At 62.5% G+C, this 23,032-nt stretch carries 24 protein-coding genes; 15 read left to right on the plus strand and 9 right to left on the minus strand.

Annotated features, from left to right (window positions below; genetic code table 11):
* The first annotated feature begins 241 nt into the window (after positions 1-241).
* Entirely contained in the window at positions 242-772 is a 531-nt protein-coding gene (locus tag JQ641_RS29385; protein ID WP_249150821.1) for a hypothetical protein, read from the plus strand.
* 21 nt (positions 773-793) lie between these two features.
* Here JQ641_RS29385 and JQ641_RS29390 read toward each other — a convergent pair whose 3' ends face one another.
* Positions 794-2,335, minus strand: a complete 1,542-nt coding sequence (locus JQ641_RS29390) for an acyl-CoA synthetase (protein WP_211999356.1) — start codon at positions 2,333-2,335, stop codon at positions 794-796.
* A 176-nt stretch (positions 2,336-2,511) separates the two neighbouring features.
* The gene (locus tag JQ641_RS29395) at positions 2,512-3,684 is read right to left on the minus strand and encodes an acetyl-CoA C-acetyltransferase (RefSeq protein WP_211999357.1); all 1,173 of its coding nucleotides are present in this window, start codon (positions 3,682-3,684) and stop codon (positions 2,512-2,514) included.
* 148 nt (positions 3,685-3,832) lie between these two features.
* Here JQ641_RS29395 and JQ641_RS29400 point away from each other — a divergent pair, with 148 nt between their 5' ends.
* From JQ641_RS29400 to JQ641_RS29435, 8 genes are all read left to right on the plus strand, one after another.
* On the plus strand, positions 3,833-4,501 hold the full coding sequence (locus JQ641_RS29400; protein WP_211999358.1) for a TetR family transcriptional regulator: 669 nt from the start codon (positions 3,833-3,835) through the stop codon (positions 4,499-4,501).
* A gap of 89 nt (positions 4,502-4,590) precedes the next feature.
* Complete coding sequence (locus tag JQ641_RS29405) at positions 4,591-5,349, plus strand: SDR family NAD(P)-dependent oxidoreductase (RefSeq protein ID WP_192737070.1); 759 nt, start codon at positions 4,591-4,593, stop codon at positions 5,347-5,349.
* Positions 5,350-5,499: 150 nt separating this feature from the next.
* Positions 5,500-6,306, plus strand: coding sequence for an enoyl-CoA hydratase/isomerase family protein (locus JQ641_RS29410; protein WP_211999359.1), 807 nt, complete (start codon positions 5,500-5,502; stop codon positions 6,304-6,306).
* A 40-nt stretch (positions 6,307-6,346) separates the two neighbouring features.
* A complete protein-coding gene (locus JQ641_RS29415) occupies positions 6,347-8,218 on the plus strand; it encodes an AMP-binding protein (RefSeq protein WP_211999360.1) in 1,872 nt (623 codons plus the stop codon).
* Between the two features lie 160 nt (positions 8,219-8,378).
* Positions 8,379-9,506: an acyl-CoA dehydrogenase family protein gene (locus JQ641_RS29420; protein ID WP_211999361.1), complete on the plus strand. Its 1,128-nt coding sequence runs from the start codon at positions 8,379-8,381 to the stop codon at positions 9,504-9,506.
* A 159-nt stretch (positions 9,507-9,665) separates the two neighbouring features.
* Positions 9,666-10,913, plus strand: coding sequence for an acyl-CoA dehydrogenase (locus JQ641_RS29425; RefSeq protein ID WP_211999362.1), 1,248 nt, complete (start codon positions 9,666-9,668; stop codon positions 10,911-10,913).
* A 152-nt stretch (positions 10,914-11,065) separates the two neighbouring features.
* Positions 11,066-12,310, plus strand: coding sequence for an acyl-CoA dehydrogenase (locus JQ641_RS29430; protein WP_211999363.1), 1,245 nt, complete (start codon positions 11,066-11,068; stop codon positions 12,308-12,310).
* A gap of 2 nt (positions 12,311-12,312) precedes the next feature.
* Positions 12,313-13,026 carry a nitroreductase gene (locus JQ641_RS29435; RefSeq protein ID WP_211999364.1) on the plus strand — a complete coding sequence of 238 codons (714 nt, stop codon included), beginning with the start codon at positions 12,313-12,315 and terminating at the stop codon, positions 13,024-13,026.
* 86 nt (positions 13,027-13,112) lie between these two features.
* Here JQ641_RS29435 and JQ641_RS29440 read toward each other — a convergent pair whose 3' ends face one another.
* The gene (locus JQ641_RS29440; RefSeq protein ID WP_211999365.1) at positions 13,113-13,358 is read right to left on the minus strand and encodes a hypothetical protein; all 246 of its coding nucleotides are present in this window, start codon (positions 13,356-13,358) and stop codon (positions 13,113-13,115) included.
* 276 nt (positions 13,359-13,634) lie between these two features.
* Positions 13,635-14,420, minus strand: a complete 786-nt coding sequence (locus JQ641_RS29445; protein WP_211999366.1) for an enoyl-CoA hydratase/isomerase family protein — start codon at positions 14,418-14,420, stop codon at positions 13,635-13,637.
* A gap of 361 nt (positions 14,421-14,781) precedes the next feature.
* Between JQ641_RS29445 and JQ641_RS29450 the strand changes: the two genes are divergently transcribed.
* Complete coding sequence (locus JQ641_RS29450; RefSeq protein ID WP_211999367.1) at positions 14,782-15,450, plus strand: Crp/Fnr family transcriptional regulator; 669 nt, start codon at positions 14,782-14,784, stop codon at positions 15,448-15,450.
* Between the two features lie 36 nt (positions 15,451-15,486).
* Positions 15,487-16,353, plus strand: a complete 867-nt coding sequence (locus JQ641_RS29455; RefSeq protein WP_211999418.1) for a DUF6537 domain-containing protein — start codon at positions 15,487-15,489, stop codon at positions 16,351-16,353.
* A 203-nt stretch (positions 16,354-16,556) separates the two neighbouring features.
* Here JQ641_RS29455 and JQ641_RS29460 read toward each other — a convergent pair whose 3' ends face one another.
* The gene (locus JQ641_RS29460; RefSeq protein ID WP_211999368.1) at positions 16,557-17,960 is read right to left on the minus strand and encodes a TAXI family TRAP transporter solute-binding subunit; all 1,404 of its coding nucleotides are present in this window, start codon (positions 17,958-17,960) and stop codon (positions 16,557-16,559) included.
* A 409-nt stretch (positions 17,961-18,369) separates the two neighbouring features.
* On the opposite strand from JQ641_RS29460, the gene JQ641_RS29465 reads away from it, so the two are divergent.
* Both JQ641_RS29465 and JQ641_RS29470 read left to right on the plus strand, forming a co-directional pair.
* Positions 18,370-18,723 (plus strand): DUF3307 domain-containing protein, encoded by a 354-nt coding sequence (locus JQ641_RS29465; protein ID WP_192737081.1) that lies wholly within the window; start codon positions 18,370-18,372, stop codon positions 18,721-18,723.
* Between the two features lie 329 nt (positions 18,724-19,052).
* Positions 19,053-19,454 carry a hypothetical protein gene (locus JQ641_RS29470; RefSeq protein WP_211999369.1) on the plus strand — a complete coding sequence of 134 codons (402 nt, stop codon included), beginning with the start codon at positions 19,053-19,055 and terminating at the stop codon, positions 19,452-19,454.
* Between the two features lie 164 nt (positions 19,455-19,618).
* On the opposite strand, the gene JQ641_RS29475 is transcribed toward JQ641_RS29470, so the two are convergent.
* From JQ641_RS29475 to JQ641_RS29485, 3 genes are all read right to left on the minus strand, one after another.
* Positions 19,619-19,939, minus strand: a complete 321-nt coding sequence (locus JQ641_RS29475; protein WP_211999370.1) for a YkgJ family cysteine cluster protein — start codon at positions 19,937-19,939, stop codon at positions 19,619-19,621.
* A 171-nt stretch (positions 19,940-20,110) separates the two neighbouring features.
* Positions 20,111-20,731 (minus strand): hypothetical protein, encoded by a 621-nt coding sequence (locus JQ641_RS29480; RefSeq protein ID WP_211999371.1) that lies wholly within the window; start codon positions 20,729-20,731, stop codon positions 20,111-20,113.
* A 37-nt stretch (positions 20,732-20,768) separates the two neighbouring features.
* Complete coding sequence (locus tag JQ641_RS29485; protein WP_211999372.1) at positions 20,769-21,467, minus strand: helix-turn-helix transcriptional regulator; 699 nt, start codon at positions 21,465-21,467, stop codon at positions 20,769-20,771.
* A gap of 125 nt (positions 21,468-21,592) precedes the next feature.
* Between JQ641_RS29485 and JQ641_RS29490 the strand changes: the two genes are divergently transcribed.
* Positions 21,593-21,841: a hypothetical protein gene (locus JQ641_RS29490; protein ID WP_211999373.1), complete on the plus strand. Its 249-nt coding sequence runs from the start codon at positions 21,593-21,595 to the stop codon at positions 21,839-21,841.
* A gap of 67 nt (positions 21,842-21,908) precedes the next feature.
* Complete coding sequence (locus JQ641_RS29495) at positions 21,909-22,640, plus strand: glutathione S-transferase family protein (RefSeq protein WP_211999374.1); 732 nt, start codon at positions 21,909-21,911, stop codon at positions 22,638-22,640.
* A gap of 108 nt (positions 22,641-22,748) precedes the next feature.
* On the opposite strand, the gene JQ641_RS29500 is transcribed toward JQ641_RS29495, so the two are convergent.
* Positions 22,749-23,021, minus strand: a complete 273-nt coding sequence (locus tag JQ641_RS29500; protein WP_211999375.1) for a hypothetical protein — start codon at positions 23,019-23,021, stop codon at positions 22,749-22,751.
* Positions 23,022-23,032: the final 11 nt, after the last annotated feature.

Here is a 23,032-nt window from a genome sequence, read left to right on the forward strand (position 1 = left end):
GAAAAACACTTGCGGCATTCCGTAGGGTGGGCAAAGCGAAGCGTGCCCACCATCGCGTGCAGGTGAGTAGATGGTGGGCACGGCGCTATGCGCCTTTGCCCACCCTACGATTCCAGCATCCCCCTTCGCGGCGGCCTTGGTCCAATAGCGTTCCCGCAGATGCCGCAACTTGCCGGTCGGCGGGCATGAACCTTCGCCCGCTCCGGGACCACTAACGGGCGCAATACGAAACGATAGCAACATGAATTCGCAGGATGCATACCACATGCGTTGGCTGGGGCTGACAAACTTTCAGGGGTGGATTTCGCGCCTCGTTCTGATGATCGCGGCGGCGAGCCTGCTGCTGGCTTCTTCCGCGCGCGCGGCCGACATGAAGGATCTGACCCAAAATTTGCCGCGCGGCTTTTTTGGCGAGTTCAGTTGGGATGGTGACAGGACGGTCCAAAACGTCGTCATTACCCTGGATTCGGTGCGTGCCCTGAACGACAAGCATGCCGAAGCGCTGGGATGCGGCTCATACGAGGTCGGACGCCAGGTGACGAAGATAAAGGTCCAGATGTTCGTCAGATTGTCGGATCTGCAGGTGGAAATCTTCGAGCTGTCGCCCGAAGGGAATGCCCCCTTCGAGACGGGCGGCAGCCATCGCGGAAAGCTGTCGAAAGACTTTCAGCGGATCGAGGCGCAATGGACCACTACTGCCAGCAAGCAGCGCGGCCAGCTGCGTCTGCGCGCGGCGCCATCCCTGACGTGCTCGCCGGCAGCATCGATGTAATCGGTTCTGGGCAGGAAACAGCTACCCCTTCGCCGCCTTCGGCCAATAGCGGTCCCGCAGATGCCGTTTCACCAGCTTGCCGGTCGGCGTGCGCGGCAGTTCGGCCTCGAAGTCGATGCTCTTCGGGCATTTGATCGGCGACAGATGTTTTCGGCAGAACAGGATCAGTTCGGCCTCGAGCTCCTTGCCGGCTTTGGCCATGTCGTGCGGCTGCACCACGGCCTTGACCTCTTCGCCCATTTCCTCGTTCGGCACGCCGAACACCGCGACGTCGGCGACACCCGGATGCGTGATCAGCACGTCCTCGGTCTCCTGCGGGTAGATGTTCACGCCGCCTGAAATGATCATGTAGCTCTTGCGGTCGGTGAGGTAGAGAAAGCCCTCGTCGTCGAGATAGCCGACGTCGCCGAGCGTCGACCAGCCGCGGTCGTTGTAGGCGCGTTTCGTCTTCTCGGGATCGTTGTGATAGGCGAACACAGGCGCATCCGCAAAATACACCGTGCCGATTTGCCCGGTGGGAGCTTCCTGGTCGTTCTCATCGAGAATCTTGACCTTGCCGACCACGGCGCGGCCGACGGTGCCGCGATGGCTCAGCCATTGCTGCGAGTTCGACACGGTGACGCCGTTGCCCTCGGAGCCGGCGTAATATTCGATCAGGATCGGTCCCCACCACTCGATCATCTTGGCTTTCACATCGACCGGGCAGGGCGCGGCGGCGTGGATCGCGCCCTTCAGCGTCGAGACGTCGTAGCGGGTGCGCACCTCGTCGGGCAGCTTCAGCATCCGCACGAACATGGTCGGCACCAGCTGCGATTGGGTGGCCTTGTATTTCTCGACCAGTTTAAGGAATTCCTCGGCGTCGAAGGATTCCATGATGATTGACGTGCCGCCGAGGATGGTCGCCATCATGTTGAAGCGCAGCGGCGCCGCGTGATAGAGCGGCGCCGGCGACAGGTAGATGCTGTCAGCATTCATGCCGCACATGTCGCCGCAGAGGACTTTCAGGAACTGGTTGGGCACGTCGATCCTGTTGCCCTCGAACGCCTTCTTGATGCCTTTCGGCCGCCCGGTGGTGCCCGACGAATACAGCATGTCGTAGCCGGCGACCTCGTCCGCGATCGGCGTCGTCGGTTGCGCAATCGCTTCCTTGTCCCAGGAACGAAAACCGGCCTGCGGCTCGTCGACCATGAAGAACAGCGGTTCGCCCGGCTCGCCCTTGATCAGCCCTTGCACCTTCTCGGCGCATTTCGGCGTGGTGATGAAGACCTTCGCGCCGCAATCCCTAATGATGTAGGCGATCTCGTCTTCCGTCAGATAGCGGCTGATCGCGGTGTAGTAGAGCCCGGCGCGCTGCGCCGCCCAGCAGATCTCCATGAACGCCAGGCGGTTCTCCATCAGGAACGCGATGTGGTCGCCGGCCTTAAGGCCCAGCGCGCGGAACAGATGCGCGCCCTGGTTCGAGAGCTCATCCAGCTCGCGATAGGTGATCGCCTTGCCGGTCCCCGCCATCTGGTAGGCGATCTTGTTCGGATGCGAGCGGGCGTGGACGGTCGGATGGGTCATGGGGTTCCTGACACAATCAACGTGGTCGTCCCGGCGAACGCCGGGACCCATAACCACCGATTTGAATTGTTGAAACGAGCTGGAGCTCCAGCCCGGCATAACCACAAACTCCTGTGGTTATGGGTCCCGGCTCAAGGCCGGGACGACACCATTGTTGTTGCGGCCAATTGCGATTCTTACAGCCGCTCCACAATCGTCACATTCGCCATGCCGCCGCCTTCGCACATGGTCTGCAGGCCGTAGCGCTTGCCCCGCTGCTGCAGTGCGTTGACCAGCGTGGTCATCAGCTTGGTGCCGGAGCCGCCGAGGGGATGGCCGAGCGCGATCGCGCCGCCATTGACGTTGAGCCTTTCAGGATCGGCGCCGGTGGTCTTCAGCCACGCAACGGGAACTGCGGCAAAGGCCTCGTTGACCTCGAACAGGTCGATGTCGCCAACCGACATGCCGGCCTTCTCCAGTGCGCGCTTGGTGGCGTGCAGGGGCGCGTCGAGCATGATCACGGGATCGCCGCCCATCATGGTGAGATGATGGATCCGCGCCAGCGGCTTGACGCCGAGCGATTTGAGGCCCTTTTCGTTGACGACCATCACGCCGGAAGCGCCGTCGCAGATCTGGCTGGCGCTGGCGGCGGTGTGCTTGCCGTTCTCGGCGATCAGCTTGACGCCCTTGATGCCGTCGAGGCTGGCGTCGAAGCGGATGCCCTCGTCGATGTGGTGGGTGTCGGTCGAGCCGTCGGCGCGGGTGATCTGCAGCGAGACGATCTCGTCCTTGAACTTGCCGGCCTGCGTCGCCGCAATCGCGCGCTGGTGGCTGTTGTAGGAATAGGTGTCGAGCTCTTCCTTGGACAGACCGTATTTCTCCGCCATCATTTCAGCGCCTGTGAACTGGCTGAACATGATGTTCGGATACAGCTTCTCGATGCCCGGGCTCTTGTAATGGCCAAAGCCGTTCTTGGCCGGCAATGACGAGGCGAGCCCCATCGGCACCCGCGTCATCGATTCAACGCCGGCCGCGATCACGCAATCCATGGTGCCGGACATCACCGCCTGCGCCGCGAAATGCAGCGCCTGCTGCGACGAGCCGCACTGGCGGTCGATCGAGGTGGCGGGCACGCTTTCCGGCAGCTTCGAAGCCATCACGGCGTTGCGGCCGATATTGTTGGACTGTTCGCCGGCCTGCATCACGCAGCCCATGATGACGTCTTCGACCTGCGCGGGATCGGCGCCGCTGCGGTCGATCAGGGAATCCAGCACGGAGGCGGCGAGATCGGCCGGATGCCAGCCTGCGAGACGTCCCCCCTTGCGGCCACCGGCGGTGCGAGCGGTGGCGACGATATAGGCCTCGGCCATGTCTGTTCTCCCTGAATTGTTGTTGGATGGCTTTTGAATGATGGGCCGGATTTAAGGGGTGGCCCGGGATTTAGTCAATCAATCAATTAACTCTTGAGTGCAGCCGCGGCATGCGCTTATGTGCGGCCGGATTTTCCGGCAGGCAGTGATGGCATCTGAGTTGAATACCAGCATACCGACCAGACTTGCGGGCGGCAAAAACACCACCGCCGAGAAGCTGCTTGTGGCGGCAAGCGAGTTGATGATCGAGCGCGCCTCGATCGAGGTGTCGCTCTCCGACATCGCTCAGAAATCCGGCGTCAACGCCGCTTTGGTGAAATACCATTTCGGCAACAAGGACGGGCTGTTGCTGGCGCTGTTGGCGCGCGACGCCGCGACAGAAATGTCGCAGCTCGAATACCTGATCAGCCAGCCGATCTCGCCGACCGCAAAACTCAAGCTGCATATCGGCGGCATCATCCGTGCCTATTACCAGTTCCCGTACATGAACCGGCTGATCCACTATCTGCTGCATGAGAGCAGCACGGAAGCCGCCGACGAGGTGTCGAAATTCTTCGTCGCGCCCCTGCTGGAGTTCCAGAAGCGGCTGCTGGTGGAGGGCATCAAGGCCGGCGAGTTTCGCAACATCGATCCCGTGATGTTCTACACCAGCCTGGTCGGCGCCTGCGATCACCTGTTCTTCGGCCGCCACGCGATGTCGCGCGCGACCGGCGTCGGTCCGGTCACCGATGAAGTCTGCCGCCAGTACATCAAGCACATGGAAGCGCTGATCTGCGGCGGCGTGCTGAGTGAAAAGAAAGCCGCGAATGGCGAGTAGCGGATAGCGAATGGATCTCTTCCGTTCGCCGCTCCCTGTTTGCCATTCGTAAAGTCCAGAGAAGAAACGCCCAAGGAAAGGTTTGTAAAATGCAGTTGAATGATGTTGCCGTTCTCATCACCGGCGGTGGCTCCGGTCTCGGTGCCGCTACCGCCCGCGCCATGGCCGCCAAGGGCGCGAAAATCGGCGTGATCGACCAGAACAAGGAAAACGCCGAAGCCGTCGCCGCCGAAGTCAAGGGCGTCGCCCTGCATGCCGACGTCACCGACGAGGAAGCGATCAAGGCCGCGATCGCCAAAGCCGAAGCCGCGCACGGCATCGCGCGCGTGCTGATGAACTGCGCCGGCATCGGCGGCTCGCAGCGCACCGTCGGCAAGGACGGCGTCTATCCGCTGGCAAAATTCGTCCGCATCATCAACGTCAATCTGATCGGCACCTTCAACGTGCTGCGCCTGTTCGCCGAACGGCTCGCCACCGCGCCCCCGATCGGTGAAGAGCGCGGCGTCGCCATCAACACCGCCAGCGTCGCGGCCTATGAAGGCCAGATCGGCCAGATCGCCTATTCGGCGTCGAAGGGCGGCGTCGTCGGCCTCACCCTGCCGGCCGCGCGCGACCTCGCCAGCCTCAAGATCCGCGTCAACACGATCGCGCCGGGCCTGTTCCTGACGCCGCTGCTGATGGGATTGAACGAGGAAGCGCGAAAGAGCCTCGGCGCGCAGGTGCCGCATCCGGCACGCCTCGGCGATGCTTCCGAGTACGGCAACCTCGCGGTCCACATCGTCGAGAACCCGATGCTCAACGGCGAGACCATCCGCCTCGACGGCGCCATCCGCATGGCGCCGCGGTAGGCCTTGTACTTTCCGCGAGTCGTCCCGGCGAAGGCCGGGACCCATACTCCGCGGCGGTTCTTGTTTTGAAGGTCTCTACGCCGTGCCGCCACGCAGCGGCACGGCGTATGGGTCCCGGCCTTCGCCGGGACGACGACGGAGGAGCGCTTCGTGACTCAACCGCTGCTGATCGAACATGACGACGGGGTCGACCGGGTGACGCTCAATCGCCCCGAAAACCTCAACGCGCTCAACCCCGACATGATCGATGCGTTGAACGCCTATTTCGAAGGCCTGCAGCGCAACCGCACCACGCGCGTGGTGGTGCTGAAGGGCGCGGGCGCATCGTTCTGCGCCGGGCTCGATCTCAAACACGCGATGAAACGCCGCGCCGGGCAGCAGGAGCCGCCCGGCGTTACCGAGTCGCTGGATTCGCAGCGCCGGATTGCCGACATCGTGATGCTGATGCGGCGTTGCCCGCAGCCGATCATTGCGCTGGTGCAGGGCGCCGCGGCCGGCGGTGGATTTGCGCTGGCGCTGGCGGCGGATATTCGCATCGCCACCAGATCGGCGCGGATGAACTGCGCCTTCATCAAGCTCGGGCTCGGCGGCTGCGATATCGGCACCAGCTATTTCCTGCCGCGGCTGGTCGGCGTCTCCGTGGCGTCGGAACTGATCCTCACCGGACGCTTCATCGGCGCCGACCGCGCGCTCGCGGTTGGGCTCGTGTCTGAAGTGGTTGAGGAAGGCGCGCTCGATGCGGCGGCGGAACCTTATGTCGAGGCAATGATGACGGCCTCGCCGGTGGGCCTCCGGCTCTCCAAGGAATGCCTCAATATGAGCGTCGATGCCGGCTCGATCGAAGCCGTGATCGCGATGGAAGACCGCAATCAGGTGCTGTGCAGTCGCTCGGAAGAATTCAGCGAAGGCATCAGGGCCTTCCTTGAAAAGCGAAAGCCTGTCTATATCAAACGGTAGAAAAGGATCCGCAAAGGACCGAATTCCGGGAGACGCAATAATGAGTGGGAATGCCGCCGCGGTGCTCACAAAACCCGGCTTTCGCAAGATCGAATGGCTGAAGCGCGACATCGATGTCGCGCGGCGGCCGGACGGCGTCATCGTGCTGAAGTCGCGCATTCCGCTGCAGTCTTACGAGAAGCACATTCCGGCCTCGCTGGCGAAATGGGCGAAGCAAGCGCCCGAACGCATCTGGCTCGCGCAACGCGGCGGCGCGGACCGGCAATGGCGGAAAGTTTCCTACGGCGAAGCCAAGCGCACCGTCGACGGGCTGACGCAAGGCCTGCTCAACCTCGGCGTTGCAGATGGCCGCCCCGTTACCATCCTCTCCGGTAATTCGATCGAGCATGCGCTGATGACGCAGGCCGCGATGCAGGCGCGCCTGCCGGCGGCGCCGGTGTCGCCGGCCTATTCGCTGATGAGCCAGGATCATCTCAAGCTCAAATACCTCTTCGACCTGATCAAGCCTGCGGTCGTGATGGTGCAGGACGGGCCGACTTTCGAGAAGGCATTGAAGGCGCTCGACCTTGACGGCGTCACCGTCGTGCATGTGCTGCGGCCCTGCGAAGGCATCAACAGCGTGTCTTATGCCGATCTCGCGGCGACGCCGGTGACGAAGGCCGTGGACGAGTCGATCGCGCAAATCACGCCGGATACGATTGGAAAACTGCTGTTCACGTCGGGCTCGACCGGCATGCCCAAGGCCGTCATCAACACCCAGGAGATGATGTGCGCCAATGCGGCGATGATGATGCAGGTGCGGCCGCGCGATCCAAACGGGCCGATCGCGACCATGCTGGACTGGATGCCGTGGAATCACACCATGGGCGGCAACGCGGCGTTCCATCCGATCCTGGTCGATGGCGGCACGCTCTATATCGACGACGGACGGCCGATGCCGGGCCTGTTCGAGGAGACCCTTCGCAATCTGCATGAGGTGTCGCCGACCTACTACGCCAACGTGCCTGCCGGCTATGCGGCGCTGGCGGCGGCGATGGAAAAGGACGAAGGCCTGTGCCGCAGCTTCTTCAGGAATCTGACCGTCATGGCCTATGGCGGTGCGCGGCTGCCCGACGATCTCTATGACCGCATGCAGGCGCTGGCGGTGAAAACCACCGGCGAGCGCATCGTGTTCTATACCGGCTGGGGCTCGACCGAGACCGCGCCGACCTCCACCGGCACTTATTGGGACACCGAGCGCGTCGGCCTGATCGGACTGCCGTTTCCCGGCGTCGAGCTGAAAATGGTGCCGTGCGGCTCGAAGTATGAGTTGCGGCTGCGCGGCATCAACGTCACGCCCGGCTATTTCGGCCAGCCTGATCTCACGAAGAAGATGTTCGACGAGGAAGGTTTTTATTGCATTGGTGACGCCGGCATCTTCGTTGACGACAACGATCCGTTGCAAGGCATCATCTTCGCCGGCCGCGTGGTCGAGGATTTCAAACTCACCACCGGCACTTTTGTGCACGTCGGCTCGCTGCGAACCGATGCGATCGCCGCCGCCACACCCGCGGTGCATGACGCGCTGGTCGCGGGACAGGACCGCGAATTCATCGGACTGCTGGCCTGGCCCAATCTGCACGCCTGCCGTCAACTCGTCGGCAATCCCGACGCGACGTTTGAAGACGTGGTCGGGCATCCCGAGGTGATCGCCTGCGTCAAGCGCGGGCTGCAGGCGCACAACGCCTCCTGCACCGGCAGCAGCATGCGAATCGCCCGCGCCATGCTGATGGCGGAGCCGCCTTCCATCGACGGCAACGAACTCACCGACAAAGGCTACATCAACCAGCGCGCCGGCTTAGAGCGCCGCGCCGCGCTGGTGGAGAGGCTTTACGCCGACAAGCCGGGAGACGACGTGATTGTACTGAAATGAAAGCCAAACTCTCTCCACTCGTCATTCCGGGATGCGCCGTTAGGCGCAGGCCCGGAATCCATTGGGCCGCACGTTCCTTGGCGCGATGGATTCCGGGCTCGCGCTTCGCGCGCCCCGGAATGACGGCAAATAAGATGACCGTAAGAAAAGGTGACACGCCATGAATTTCGATTTCTCCGACGAACAAAAGCAGATGCGCGACGCGGCGAGGAAATTCCTCGCCGAGAAGTGCCCGCCGAAAGCGGTACGTGAGGTGCTGGACGGCAAGGCGACCTACGACAAGGCCTTGTGGAAGGGCCTCGCCGAGATGGGCTTTCTCGGCGTCGCGATCCCCGAAGAGTTTGGCGGCGCCGGTGCCGGGCATCTCGAACTCTGCGTGATCGCCGAGGAAATGGGCCGCGCGCTGGCGCCGGTGCCGTTCTCCTCGACGGTGTATCTCGCCGCCGAAGCGCTGCTGCTCGCGGGCAGCGACGCGCAGAAGCAGAAATGGCTGCCGAAGATCGCCGCCGGTGACGCGATCGGCACGCTGGCGCTGTTCGAGGGCAAGGGCAACCCGTCGCCGCAGGCGATCAAGTTGTCGGCCTCCGGCGGTACGCTGAGCGGCGTCAAGAAGCCGGTGCCGGATGGCGCCATCGCGGATTTCGCCGTCGTCGCCGCGCGCACCGGATCGACCGGCCGCGATGCCGATATCTCGCTGTTCCTGGTCGACCTCAAGGCCGGCGGCGTCGAGGTCAGGTCGCTGACCAACATCGATCCGACCCACGGCCAGGCCGAACTCACCTTTAGGAATTGCAAGGCCGAGCCGCTCGGCGCCGCCGGTGAGGGTTGGGGCATTCTCACCCAAGTGCTCGATCGCGCCGCGGTCCTGATGGCGTTCGAGCAGGTCGGCGGTTCCGACCGCGCGCTGGAGATGGGGCGTGATTACGCGCTCGACCGCATCGCCTTCGGCCGGCCGATCGGCTCGTTCCAGGCGGTGAAGCACATCCTCGCCGACATGTATGTCTCGGCAACGCTGGCGCGGTCGAATTGCTATTACGGCGCCTGGGCGCTCTCGACCAACGCCTCGGAATTGCCGGAAGCGGCCGCCGCCGCCCGCATCAGCGCGACGCAGGCGTTCCAGCATTGCTCCAAGAACAACATCCAGGTCCATGGCGGCATGGGTTTCACCTGGGAGTTCGACTGCCACATGTACTACCGCCGCGCCAACGCGACCGCGGTGACGCTCGGCAGTCTGTCCTATTGGGAAGATCAGTTGATCGACCGCATGCGCAAGAAGAACGCGGCTTAGGAGTTTTCGTGTCCCGGACGCGGTGCAGCGTGCAACGCTGCTCCGCAGAGCTCAGATGCGCAATTGCGCATCGGGGGACCCACTGATGGACCCCGGATCAGCAGCGCACCGCTTCGCGCTGCGCAGCATCCGGGGAACGCACCGAGAGAGAAGAAAAACATGAACTTCGATGACACCCCGCAGGAGGCCGCGTTCCGCGCCGAGGCGAAAGCCTGGATCGGAGCCAATGCGCCGAAGCAGTACGAGGAAGAACTGCGCAAATCCTCGCTCGGCCGCACCGTGCTCAAGGGCGCCAACATCCTCGAGGTCGCAAAGGCCTGGCAGAAGAAGAAAGCCGATGCCGGCTGGGCCTGCCTGCATTGGCCAAAGGAATATGGTGGGCGCGGCTCGTCGCCGATCGAGCGCGTGATCTGGCAGCAGGAGGAGGGTCCGTTCGGCAAGCTCAGCGGCATGTTCATCATCGGCCACGGCATGTGCGGGCCGACCATGATGGCGTTCGCGGGCGAGGAGGAGAAGCGCAAGTATCTGCCGCCGCTGGCCTCGGGCGAAAAGGTCTGGTGCCAGCTGTTCTCCGAACCCGCTGGCGGCTCCGACGTCGCCGGGCTTCGCACCCGCGCCGAGAAAACGGGCGACGACTGGATCATCAACGGCCAGAAGATCTGGACATCAGGCGCGCATTATTCGGACTACGGCATCCTGCTGACGCGCACCGATCCCAATGTGGCAAAACACAAGGGCCTCACCATGTTCTTCCTGGACATGAAGAGCCCGGGCGTCGAGGTGCGACCCATCAAGCAGGCCAGCGGCCAGTCCGACTTCAACGAGGTCTATTTTACCGATGTGAAAATCCCGGATTCGCAGCGGCTGGGCGCCGTCAATGATGGCTGGAACGTCTCGCTGACGACGCTGATGAACGAGCGCATGTCGATCGGCGCCGGCGTTTCCACCGGCTTCCCGGAGCTGTTCGATTTCTGCAACAGCCTGTTGCTGGACGACGGTCCCGCGATCGAGGACCGCAACGTGCGTTCCCGGCTGGCGAACTATGCCGTGAAGGCGAGCGGGCTGAAATACACCAGCATGCGCGCGATCTCGGCGCTGTCGAAGGGCGATCGCCCGGGTCCCGAAAATTCCATCGGCAAGCTGGTCGCTGGCTCGATGGTGCAGGAAGTCGCGATGTATGCGCTCGATTTGCAGGGCGCCGCCGGCGCGCTGAGCGGGCCGGAGGACGCGGAGATTGCCGGAAAATTCCAGGCCATGCTGCTGCGTGCGCCGGGCACCCGCGTCGAGGGCGGCACCGACGAGATCATGCGCAACATTATTGCCGAACGCGTACTTGGCCTGCCCGGTGACATCAGGGTCGACAAGGACGTGCCGTTCAACAAGATTCCGACCAAGGGACGCGCGTAGAGTTGATACCCTCATCCTGAGGAGCGGCGTCTTCGCCGCGTCTCGAAGGATGAAGGCCCGGCTGGTGGCCACATGGTTCGAGACGGCGCTTCGCGCCTCCTCACCATGAGGTTTGAGAACAACGCAAGAATTAAAACGTGAGAGGTCCGCCAATGAACTTCGACGATACCCCGCAGGAAGCCGAATTCCGCGCCACCGCCCGTAAATGGATGGAAGCCAACGCGCCGAAGAAATACGAGGCGGAGCTTTCCAAATCCTCGCTCGGCCGCATTCGGCTGGAGAAGGAAGAGATCGTCGATGTCGGCAAGGCCTGGCAGAAGAAGAAGGCCGAAGGCGGCTGGGCCTGTCTGCACTGGCCGAAGGAATATGGCGGCCGCGGCGCGACCCCGATCGAGAAGGTGATCTGGCAGCAGGAAGAAGGCGTCTACGGCAAGCTGACGCAGCCGTTCCAGATCGGCGAGGGCATGTGCGGCCCGACCGTGATGGCGTTCGGCAGCGAGGAGCACAAGCGGCATTATCTGCCGAAGCTTGCCTCCGGCGAACACATCTGGTGCCAGCTGTTTTCGGAGCCGGCCGGTGGTTCCGACGTCGCGGGCCTGCGTACCCGTGCCGAGAAGAACGGCGACGACTGGATCATCAACGGCCAGAAAATCTGGACCTCGGGCGCGCACTATTCGGATTACGGCCTGTTGATCACCCGCACCGATCCCAACGTGCCCAAGCACAAGGGCCTGACGATGTTCTTCCTCGACATGAAGAGCAAGGGCGTCGAGGTGCGCCCCATCAAGCAGGCCAACGGCATGCAGGAATTCAACGAGGTCTATTTCACTGATGTGGTGATCCCGGATCATCAGCGCCTCGGTGCGGTCGGCGACGGCTGGAACGTCTCGCTGACCACGCTGATGAACGAGCGCATGTCGATCGGCTCGCGGCTCGCCACCGGTTTCCCTGAAATGTTCGAGTTCTGCTCCAACCTGATGACCGATGACGGTCTTGCGATCGACGATCCCGCGGTCCGTTCGAAGCTTGCGAGCTGGGCGGTGAAGGCCAGCGGGCTGAAATACACCAGCTACCGCGCGATCTCGTCGCTGTCGAAGGGCGAGCGTCCGGGACCTGAGAACTCCATCGGCAAATTGGTGTCGGGCACGATGCTGCAGGACATCGCGACTTACGCGATGGACCTGGAAGGTGCGGCCGGTGCGTTGACCGGCGCGGATGAAGAAATCGCTAGCGGCCAGTTCCAGCAGATGCTGCTCTCTTCGCCGTCGATGCGTATTGCCGGAGGTACCGACGAAATCCTGCGCAACATCATCGCCGAGCGCGTGCTCGGCCTGCCCGGCGACATCAGGGTCGACAAGGACGTGCCGTTCAACAAGATCCCGACCAAAGGGCGATGACCATGGATGCAAAAACGCCGAAGGCGCGCTACGCCAGCGAAGATCGCATCGGCGTGCTCGAGGAGTTGCTCGGCGAACGCTATTCGGTGCGCGCCTTCCTGCCGCGCGAGGTGCCGCGCGAGACCATCGAGCATATTCTCACCGTGTCGCAGCGCACCGCGTCATGGTGCAACAGCCAGCCATGGCAGGTCTTGATCGCGAGCGGCGAGGCCAAGGAGCGGTTTCGCAAGGCGATCTATGCCGAGGCTTCCTCGGGCGGTAAGGACGACCATGATTTCACGCCGCCGCGCGAATATCTCGGCGTCTATCTCGAGCGCCGGCGCGAGAGCGGGTTCCAGCTCTACAACACGCTCGGCATCGCCAGAGGCGACAAGATGGCTTATGCCAAACAGGCGCTGGAGAATTACAATTTCTTCGGCGCCCCGCATGTCGCTGTCATTCACACCGACGAGCCGCTCGGCACTTACGGCGCGGTCGATTGCGGTGCCTATGTCAGCAATTTCATGCTGGCGGCGCAGGCGCTCGGTCTCGGCACCATCCCGCAGGCCGCACTGGCGCGGCATTCCGGGCTGATCCGCCGACACTTCAAACTCGCCGATGATCGCCGCGTGGTCTGCGGCATTTCGTTCGGCTTTGCCGACAATGCGCACAAGGTCAACAGCTACCGGACCTCGCGCGCAAGCGTGGCCGATACCGTGACCTTCTTCGACGACTAATAGTGCGCTCGAACATCAGAGCGCACAGGAAAAGCCCCGATCGCCAATGGCAGCCCGGGCTTTTCGCTATCTTAATTCAGACGAGGTCAGTAGGCGCAGACATTGACGGTGCGCAGGCGCAGACCGCGACGGGTTTCGACCCACTGCTGCCGGAGGCAGTCGTTGTAGCCATAGCCGGTGTTGAGGTAGACGCCACCGAAGCCGATGCCGATACCATGGCCCCAATAGCCGTGGTGGTGGTGATGATGGAAGGGGCCGGCGGCGGCGGGCGCAGCAGCGGCGAGGGTGAGGGCGGTGGCGGCGATCAGTCCGAGGGTAACCTTGCGAAGCATTGTATTCTCCAATTGAATGGCGCGGGGGCCGTTGTTTCGTCCCTGCATCTTCGTCGGCGCGACGTGAATATTCGTTCACGCCGGTTCCGGAGAATCGTGTTTCAGGAATGTTTCGTGGGATGGAGGGGACGACACCTTTTCTTCCCTTCTCCCCTTGTGGGAGAAGGTGCCTTCGCGCAGCGAAGGCGGATGAGGGGTTGTCTCCGCGGATAGAGACCCCTCATCCGTCGCGGACTTCGTCCGCGCCACCTTCTCCCACAAGGGGAGAAGGAAGAATCAGAACCTCGGCGCCCTTTTTTCCGCGAAGGCCTTGATGCCTTCCTTGATCTCGTCGCCGCGCATGCTCTCGCGGTGGCGCTGGTTTGCGGCGGCCTCGTCGAGCTTGCCACGGGCGAATTCGTTAATGGCGCGTTTCATGCCGCGCATCGCGACAGGTGCGTTACCGGCGAGGATGTTCGCAAGCTTGCCTACTTCCTCGTCGAGCATCTCCATCGGCACCATCGCGGTGAGATAGCCGATCCGCAGCATCTCGGGCGCCGAGATCTTCTCCGCCGTCAGAAACAGTTTCTTGGCATTGTCGACGCCGAGCCGCGTCACGTAACGCTCGATGCCGCTCTTGTAATAATGCAGGCCGAGCCGCGCCGCCGGCATGAACATTTCAGCCGTATCGACGCCGATGCGGAAATCGCAGGCCAGCGCCAGGTCGGTCGAGCCGCCATAGACGCCGCCATTGAGCCGGCAGATCGTCGGCACCCCGAGATCCTCCAGGCGGTTGACCACCACCTCGAACGCCGAGCCGGCGCTCTGCTCCTCTTTGGCGCTGACGGCGCGGTCGGCGACCGAATTGAGATCGTAGCCGGCCGAGAAGGCGCGGCCGGTGCCGGTCAGCACCAGCACCCGGATGTCGGGATCGGCCTCGATCCGGTCGAACAGCTTTATGAGTTCGCCGAGGTCCTCGCTCTGCAGCCGGTTCAAATGTTTCGGCCGGTTGAGGCGGATGGTGGCGCGCGCGCCGCTGATGTCGAGTACCGGCGAACTCGCCGCCGCGGCTGAATTGGGCATATCGTTCTCCATTCTTGTTATTTACTTGCTCTTATTTTTTCACTTGCGCGCGCCGTTTGCCGTGCCATCAGCAGGCGAAAATCGACGAGGTCAAGCACCAAGAGCTTCGACAGCCGCGTGGTGCTGCCGAAAGTGCCCGCCGCAGGGAAGGTCGTCAACGACGGGCGGCAAACGGCGTTCTCGCGTCGAAATGCCCACCGGCGAGGCTGCGCGGCAAGCCCGTCGGGGGATGAATTTTCTCGAATCCCGACAAATCGTCGTTTTTTCCCCGCATATCGAAAATAGCCTTTGGCCTTTACGATAGCGGCACTGCAAAAAAATCGCGAAAAAATTCACTCCCTGAAAAATTGGTTGGCTTCCAATGGATCCGTCTCATCTGGCACAACACGCCGGCACGGCCGGCGCCCTCTTCGCGTCGATCTTCGTGATCGCCACCACCACGATGCGGACGATGATTCCTTTGCGGGTGTTCGGCATTCTCGCCAACATCGCCCTGTTTCTGACCGCCATTCCGTCCCGTAATTATCTGGTCATGGTGGTGCAGGTGGCGATGCTGCTGGTCAATTCCTGGCGGCTGCACCAGATGCTGCAGCTCGTGCGCGACGTGAAAAAATCGGTCAACAGCGACCTGTCGATGGATTGGCTGAAGCCGTTCATGACCGAGCGCGATTGCGCGGCCGGGGAAATGCTGTTCTACAAGGACGAGAAGGCCGAAGACATGCTCTACATCGTCAGCGGCAAGTTCAAGCTGGTCGAGTCCGGCATCGTCTTGCCGGTCGGCGCCATCGTCGGCGAACTTGGCATGCTGTCGCCGTCGAACATGCGCACCCAGTCGCTGGAATGCATCGAGGCCGGCCTCGTACTGAGCGTCAGCTACAGCAAGGTCGAGGAACTCTACGTTCAAAACCCGGCGTTCGGCTTTTACTTCCTTCGCCTCGCCAGCGCCCGGTTGTTTCAGAACCTCGAGACGCTGCAGCACCAGCTGGCCCAGCAAACGGCGGCGTCTGCCGCCGGGCCGAAACCCGCATAGAGGCCGGGAGCTACGGGAGTGTCAGACCGCGGTTTCATGTCGTCGTTGCGTTATCTGTTCGCCGATTTCATCGGTGAGGAGGACGACACCCCGCCATTCCTGCCTGAGGGCTTGCCGGAAGCGGTGACCGATGTCGCGAGCGATGCCATCCATCTGCTGATCGATTATCAGAGCACGAGCTATGCGCAGCTTTACGTCGACCGGCTGCGGCGGTTCGTCGGCCGCAATGGGGTCGATGATGCGATGCTGGTCGAGATCGCGCGGCTGATGGCGGTGCGCATGAGCTACGAGGATCCGATCCGGATCGCGCAGCTCAAGCTTGCCGAGTTCAACGAGGGGTCCGGCAGGAACTACAATCCGGTCGTCGATATCAGGAAATTCCGCGTCGACGAACTGGTCAGCGCGCTCCCCGCCATTATCGCGGAATTTCTGATCGATGCGCTTGACTGGGCGGGGTGGGCGCACAAGCGGATTTCCATGCGTTTCAGCGCGGCAAGCCGTCTCGGCGTTCGCCGCCTCAAGATTGAAGCTGGGCTGAAGCGGTGGCGGCGCTATTCGGTGCGTTACGCCAAGGAACGGCTGTGGGTCGAACGCTGGCTGCACATGATCAGCCGCGGCCTGGACAAACAGTCAGCCGCGGCTTCTGAAATCGTGCAGACCGCGACCATGATCGAGGGCTATGGCGACGTCTACCGTCAGGGCATGGCGGACTGGAACGCGATCATCGATGGCCTGGCCAAGCCGACCTTCGACGGCGTGCTGGCGCTATCGGATCTCGCCGGAGCGGTAGCGGAAGCGCGCGCGGCGGCGCTGCCCGATCCGCGGCAGGCCGCGCTCAAGCGCAAGATCGAGGAAATCAGGGCGCGGGTGCCGGCCGGCGGCTCGAGCGCCGCGGCGGGGTGAGCGGGATGCGATTACGCGCTCTGTGCGGGTGTTCTCCCTCGCCCCGCACTTCGCGGGGAGAGGGTTGGGGTGAGGGGCTCTATCCGCTAACGCCGGTGTCAATTGATAGACCGGTACCCCCTCACCCGGATCGCAAGAGCGATCCGACCTCTCCCCGCAAGCGGGGCGAGGTGACCTGAACCTCGGTGTCCGACGCGGGGTAGTTACGCGCTTTGCACGGTCTTCACGGCTACCACCTTGTCGTCGTGGGGCGGCGGGTGCCGCTTCAGATGATCGCGGCGCATGCCGATTTCGTCGCGCACGAATTCATAGCCGAGCTTGAATGTGTCCATCCCGTCGCCGGAGATGGTGCCGTCGCGCATCCCCATCACCACACGCCGAAGGATGGCTTCGAGTTCGTCCTGCAGCTCGTCGAGCGCGTCGAACGATCGTGCATCCGCTATCCGCTCGCCGACATCGAGAACGGCGGTTGCCAGTTCACTGGCCCTCTCCGGCGCGATCCGGGTCACCTTGGCGTACAGCGCGGCGAACAGCGATCCGATGATGCCGAGTGCGGCGAGGGCGACGTACATCAGGTCGCTGTAGCGCTCGATAAATGATTTGGATTCATCGTTGATGTATTCGGTTGCCCCTGGATGTGCGACGATGAAAGCATCCTTGTCGGTCGCGGCCGGCTCGATCTTCGAGGCGAAGCCGCCGTCGAGCGCCAGTTCCGACTTGTTTTCATAGATGATGCGCGCGAGATCGCTCACGGTCGGCGTCGACAGACCAGATTGCGCAACCAGCAACCACTGCAGGCCGACCGTCTCCACATCCTCTTCAGGGATGGTGGGTGAGGCCGAAAGCGTACCGGATTCGATCGTTTCTTCCGAAAGGACCGGATATTTTCGCGTCAGGGCCTTTGCCGCATCGATGGCGTTGAGGGCGAAGGTGCCGCGCCGCGCAATTTGCTCGAAGTTCTTGTCCTTTACGGTCCGCGAGGCATGGACGACCGCGATCACTGCGCCAAAGCCCGATGTTGTGAGCAGCTTGTCTAGCGTCGTACCCGGCGGCGCCATCTGGACCCGTGCCGCCGCGGGCCCCTCCGACAGGTCGAGAATGGTGCGGATCAGCGTGACACTGCTTTCGTTCTCGGCGACGACGGCAATCTTCTTTTTCTTAAGTTCAGCGAGGGTCTTGATTTTCTTGCCGGCGGGGCTGACCAGCAGCAGCACGTCATGTTCGAGGATCGCGACCGCGCGCGCCCGGGGCGGGATTTTTGCGTCGGTACGCAGAATCGCAAGGTTGGCTTCCTTACGGTCAAACTGGGCGATCGCCTTGGCGCTGTCGCTGTTGGGCACGATCTTGAGGCGCAGCCGCGACGAATTGTTCTTCAGGACGGTGGCAAGCCGGGCCGCAAAGCGCGCCTCGGGGCCGTTGGCTTGGCCGACGGCGAAGACCAGCGTTTCGGCATTTCGCACCCAGGTCCGGCCGGCCCACACCGTTGCGGCGGTGAGGACGAGGGTGAGAATCGAAAACAGCACGATCTGGGAGCGGTTGCTTTTGACCACCGGCATACGCAGGCGCCGTGGCATACCGGGTCTTGGTGTTGGGGCTTCAGCACTCATGGCTATACCCGGTCGGAGGACATCCCGCCGCAAAATCTGCGTCGCAGGCCATCCAAATGAATTCGTAAATACCTAGAAACGAACGACAATTTCCTGCGCGGCAATGATATCCCGCCCCTGCCGGATTGCAAATCGTCCTCCCGCCGGTAACCTTACCCGCGCAAGCTGGGCCGACGCCGCAGTATCGCCGTTGGGCCACACCATGTTTTTTTCCAACCACCCACAGGTGCATTCCGGTCCGGGAGGTGCCATAAATACCGGCAACGTTCACGTCCGGGTTCGAGAAGAAAATTCGCTGACAGCCTAGACCCCCGGTTTATTGCCACCTCGTTAGTCCCAGCAAAGGGCGTCAGCTTTGTTGTTTCCTTCCATGTCGTCGTCGGTCCCGATTGTTGCGCTGGTGGGATGGATGTTGCTTCTCACGGTGAAGCACATCATTGCCGACTTCATTTTTCAGACTTCCTGGATGGCGATCGGCAAGGACCAGAAGACCGGCTGGGCGATGCCGCTATTGGCGCACTGCTCGGTGCATCTCGTGACATCGTTGCTGCTGATCATGGTGGTCGCGCCGCGGTTCTGGTTCGTCGCCTTCATCGATTTCGCGATCCACATCACGATCGACCGCATCAAGGGGATCTGCGCATCGTCCTTCGGCGTGACGCTGGAGAATGAGCATCCCTGGTTCTGGACACTGATCGGCGTCGACCAGGCCCTGCACCATCTCACCGGCTTCGGCCTGGCGATCTACATGGCGGCGAACTGATCCGGTCAGAGCGTTTTCCAGCGAAGCAAGCCCTCGGACTTGATCCGGGGGGATACCGGTTCGCGTAAAGAAAACGCGTCAAAACAACAATCGGACCGGAGTATTCCGGATAGGCACCAGCCTCCCTCACGCATAGCCTTCCTGGTCTGCACGTGACCGCCAGCCAGCCCGTAGCGGCAGGGGTTTAGGCGCAATTCGCGCCGCGCGAATCACCGGCTGCGCCGGTCCGATTTGGTCGAAACTAGCAAGAGCACCGGAACACTACTGGTACGGGTGGTTAACCTTTCGTTAGAGTATTGCACTGCATCTTCCGCATAGGGAGAACCGCAATGTTTTCAAGCCGCGAAGCCTTCGAGAACGATTTCTGCCCGGTTAGGGACGAATTGCTCGGCGAGATGTACCGCGCCAACGCCAACGGCTTGCCGCTTCTGGTGGAGAGCGTCTCCTCGGAGACGCGCGCGATGCTGGCGCTGTTCTGCTATCGCCGCAGCCATCTGCACTCGCTCGCCCTCGCCATTGCCGCCAGCTGCACCGAGCGCGAGCTGATCTCGCTGGGCGGCCGCGTCGGCACGACCCTCTACGCGCTGTCGCGCGAACCGGCCACGCGCTCCGCGCCCTCGTCGTCCTACGGCAACCGCAAGCCGATCACGCTCTCGACCAAGCCGCTCTCCACCTTCGCTCCGATTGAAGACCTCGACGACGAAGACCTCGCCGAAGCGGTGCCGGCGTAAGTCTCTCCGCACGTCGTCCCGGCGAACGCCGGGACCCATAGCCACCAGCGGAAATTATTTCACACGCTGGTCGTTATCTTTCTTTTCCAACAACACGGGTCGCGGCGTATGGGTCCCCCGATGCGCAATTGCGCATCTGACTGCGCCGGGACGACAGTGGTGAACTACACCAACACCGCCAGCCCATGCCGCTTCCGCGCCATCGCGCATTCGGGATCGCCGGGCATGCAGGTTCGGCATACCTCAGGGCGTACCGCATAGATGGTGCACGCCGTCGCCTCGCCGACCTTGCCCGACAACGCCGAACAGCGGTCGCCGTCGCAGCGCATTCCCGACAGCCGGTCGTTGACGAATTTTTCCGGGATCAGGTCGAGGTCGGCATCATCCTCGGTCGTGAAGCGCGGCCAGTTCTGCGAATAGCTGCAGCAGGCGCCGCAGGCCTGGCAGGGGCTTTCGCTGGCAATCGTTGATCCGGCTTCATCCATCGCTGCCGTTTAGCGCGGAATGGAGTGGCCGGCCAGCCGAGTTCGGGGCGTGAATAATAATCGATATGGATGGGTGTGGAACTGAACCATTGTCCTCTGTGCCCGGTAGCGACCAAATCCCGCATCACGGCGAAATCACGCGAAGTGCCGGGAACGGACGTTTCGTGCTCTTTAGAGGCCCGTTGGCACCCAATCCGCAGGCAACTGATGCCACGGTTTATCGAAGCGGCGGGCAAGCTCTTCCTTCACGCGTCGCTCTCGCCAGATCGGTCCTCCGATGGACCAAACATTGGCCACGGTGCGGGTTGCTTCATCCGGAGCGAAGTCAACCGCCAACCGGGCGGGAATATGATGAACCGCGTCCCAAGCTGAGACTATCTCCAAGTTTTGTATCGACGGATCCTCAACTCGCGTGAGAGGGCTCTGCACATGACCAATCCAAACAGTCACATCCAGAGTCCCTACGGGCCATTGCACGACGGCCCGGAGGCTTTCTAACTCGTCTCGCAATGGATATTTCCCAAGCTTTTTCCATGCACCCAACCGAAGCGCCCGGCCGACGGACGCAAAATCTACTCCTACCCTCGACATGACCGGCGAAGCCAATACGTCCGCAGCAACAACAATTTTTCGATCACGGCGAGAAAAGAACGCAACAGATTGATCAACTGCGACCTGACCATAGTAAATCCAGTCGGCTATGCCCGAGATCGCATAGAGCGTCCCCGCCTTGAAGTCCGACCGAGCTTTAGGGTCTCCCTCGAATACCTGCGCTTGTCCTCCGCCACCCATGCTGGACGGGCCGCTTCAACCAAAAATCAGCGCGCCCTCAAGTATCCTTGGGGGCTTCCCAGACTAGGCTGCGCCGCCATTTCGCCCGCAGCAAATCGCGCCGCTCCGGATATTTTTCGTCGTGGTACACCGCATCGACGACCCGGTCGGTGCGAAAGCTGCGAAAATCCTTCCGCAGCTCGCACCACGCCGCCATGATCCGCACCGCTTCGTGATAGCCGATCGCGATCGGCCAGATCGTGCGCTTGCTCTCGCGGCCATGTTCGTCGCGATAGTCCAGCGTGATTTTCTTGCCCTCGTGAATCTGGGCGCGTGTCCGCACCATGTCGATACGATCAGGTTCCCGGTTCCAGACCGACCGCGCGCGGCTTGCAGGTTCGAGAACGAAAGGCCGCAACCGTTCCGGAACCGTGTCGGCGATCTTCGCCATCAGGTCCTGCGCGGCGCGTGCCAGCACGGGATCGGCATGGCCTACCACCCATTGCGCGCCGAGCACGGCGGCTTCGATCTCGTCGGGCGTCAGCATCAAGGGCGGCAGGTCGAATCCCTTCTCCAGGATGTAGCCCATGCCGGCCTCGCCGCGGATCGGAACGCGCTGTTCGATCAGGGTGGCGATGTCGCGATAGATGGTGCGTTTCGAGGTCTCGAGTTCGGCCGCGATCGCGTCCGCCGTCAGCGGCTTTCGCGTGCGCCGGAGCACCTGAATGATCTGGAACAGCCGGTCGGCGCGTCTCATGGCGGATCTCTATCCCTGGGTCTCTTAGTTCACTTTTCGTACGCCCGCCTGGCCGATGCTGACAGCATGTTGGCAGCAGGGGGTCGGTATATCGGGACAACACCTCAACTGAAGGGAATTTGTCCATGACGATTTTCAGCGAATTTGGTCCCCTGGGAGGCCGCCGGCGTCTTGCGAATAGCGAGGTCTTCGCCCTGGAACAGCTGGTTTCCATCCACTGCGTCACGTCAGATCTGCGCTGGGCGATGGTCGAGCTGGCATGGCGCTCATTCACAGCAATGTGCGCCTTTGCGCAAGGGCAGTTGCTGTCGCGGGCCCGTGGGCGCCGTGCGCCGCGGGAAGAGGAAGGTCGCGGCCGGCATTGCTGCTGCTGACACCACGGTGGCAGCAGGGCGTCGCTAGGCTTTCCCCACGTTCTTGAGGAAATCAGGAGTTTTTCGGATGATCACGCTCTATGGCTTCGGCCCCGGCTTTGGCTTGCCGGAAATCAGCCCCTTTGTGACCAAGACCGAGGTCCAGCTCAAGATGGCTGGACTTGCCTATCGCAAGGAGAAGGCGATGCCGCCGGCCTCGCCCAAGGGGCAGCTGCCATACATCGTCGACGAGGCGGAGAGCGTCGCCGATTCCACCTTCATCCGCGCCCACATCGAGGGCAAATACGGCTTCGATTTCGACGCGCCGCTGTCGCTGCAGGCACGGGCGCAGGCCTGGGCGTTCGAGCGGATGATCGAGCATCACGTCTATTGGGCACTGGTCGGCGCCCGCTGGGTCGATACCGAGAATTTCGCCAAGGGGCCGGCGCATTTCTTCGACGGTGCGCCGGACCACCTGCGTGAGAAGCTGCGCGAGGACGCGCAGTTCCGGGTGGCGGAGAACTACCTGCTGAGCGGTCTCGGCCGCCACGCTCCGGAAGAGGATGTCGATCTTGCGATCCGTTCGCTGTTTGCGCTGTCGGTTCAGCTCGGCGACAAGCCCTATCTGTTTGGCGACACGCCTTGCGGCACCGATGCCACCGCCTTCGGCGCGATTGCCGGCATCCTGACGCCGTACTTCGAATCTCCGCTGCGGCAGCAGACCGAAAAGTTCGGCAACCTGACCGCCTATGTCGACCGGATGATGCTGCAATATTATCCGGAGTTCGGCTGGGCGCCGCTGCAGCAGGAGGCTGCGTAAGCAGCTCTTTTCACGCATCTCCGGCGTGCCGGGCAGGAACCGGCACGCTCCAGCGGCCTGAGTGACCTCCGTCACATCGCATGGAGTTGAGGGCGTCTACGTTCCCGATCACAGCAGGCGATACTCGCGCTGCATCAAATCGGGAGAATGACTATGACGATCAAGAAACTCATTGTGTCGGCGATTGCAGTTCTCGCTCTGAGCACCGCCTCGCTGTCCAGCGCGGCTTTCGCCGGCGGGCGCCACGGTGGCCACGGCCACGGGCATGGCGGCCATCACCATGGCCATCATCACCACGGCCACCACCATCACGGCCACCACCATCACCATGGCCATCACCACCACGGCCATCATCATCACGGCCACTACCACCACGCCCATGGCTACGGCTG

It is taken from the genome of Bradyrhizobium sp. JYMT SZCCT0180, from assembly GCF_018130165.1.
GTDB lineage: Bacteria > Pseudomonadota > Alphaproteobacteria > Rhizobiales > Xanthobacteraceae > Bradyrhizobium.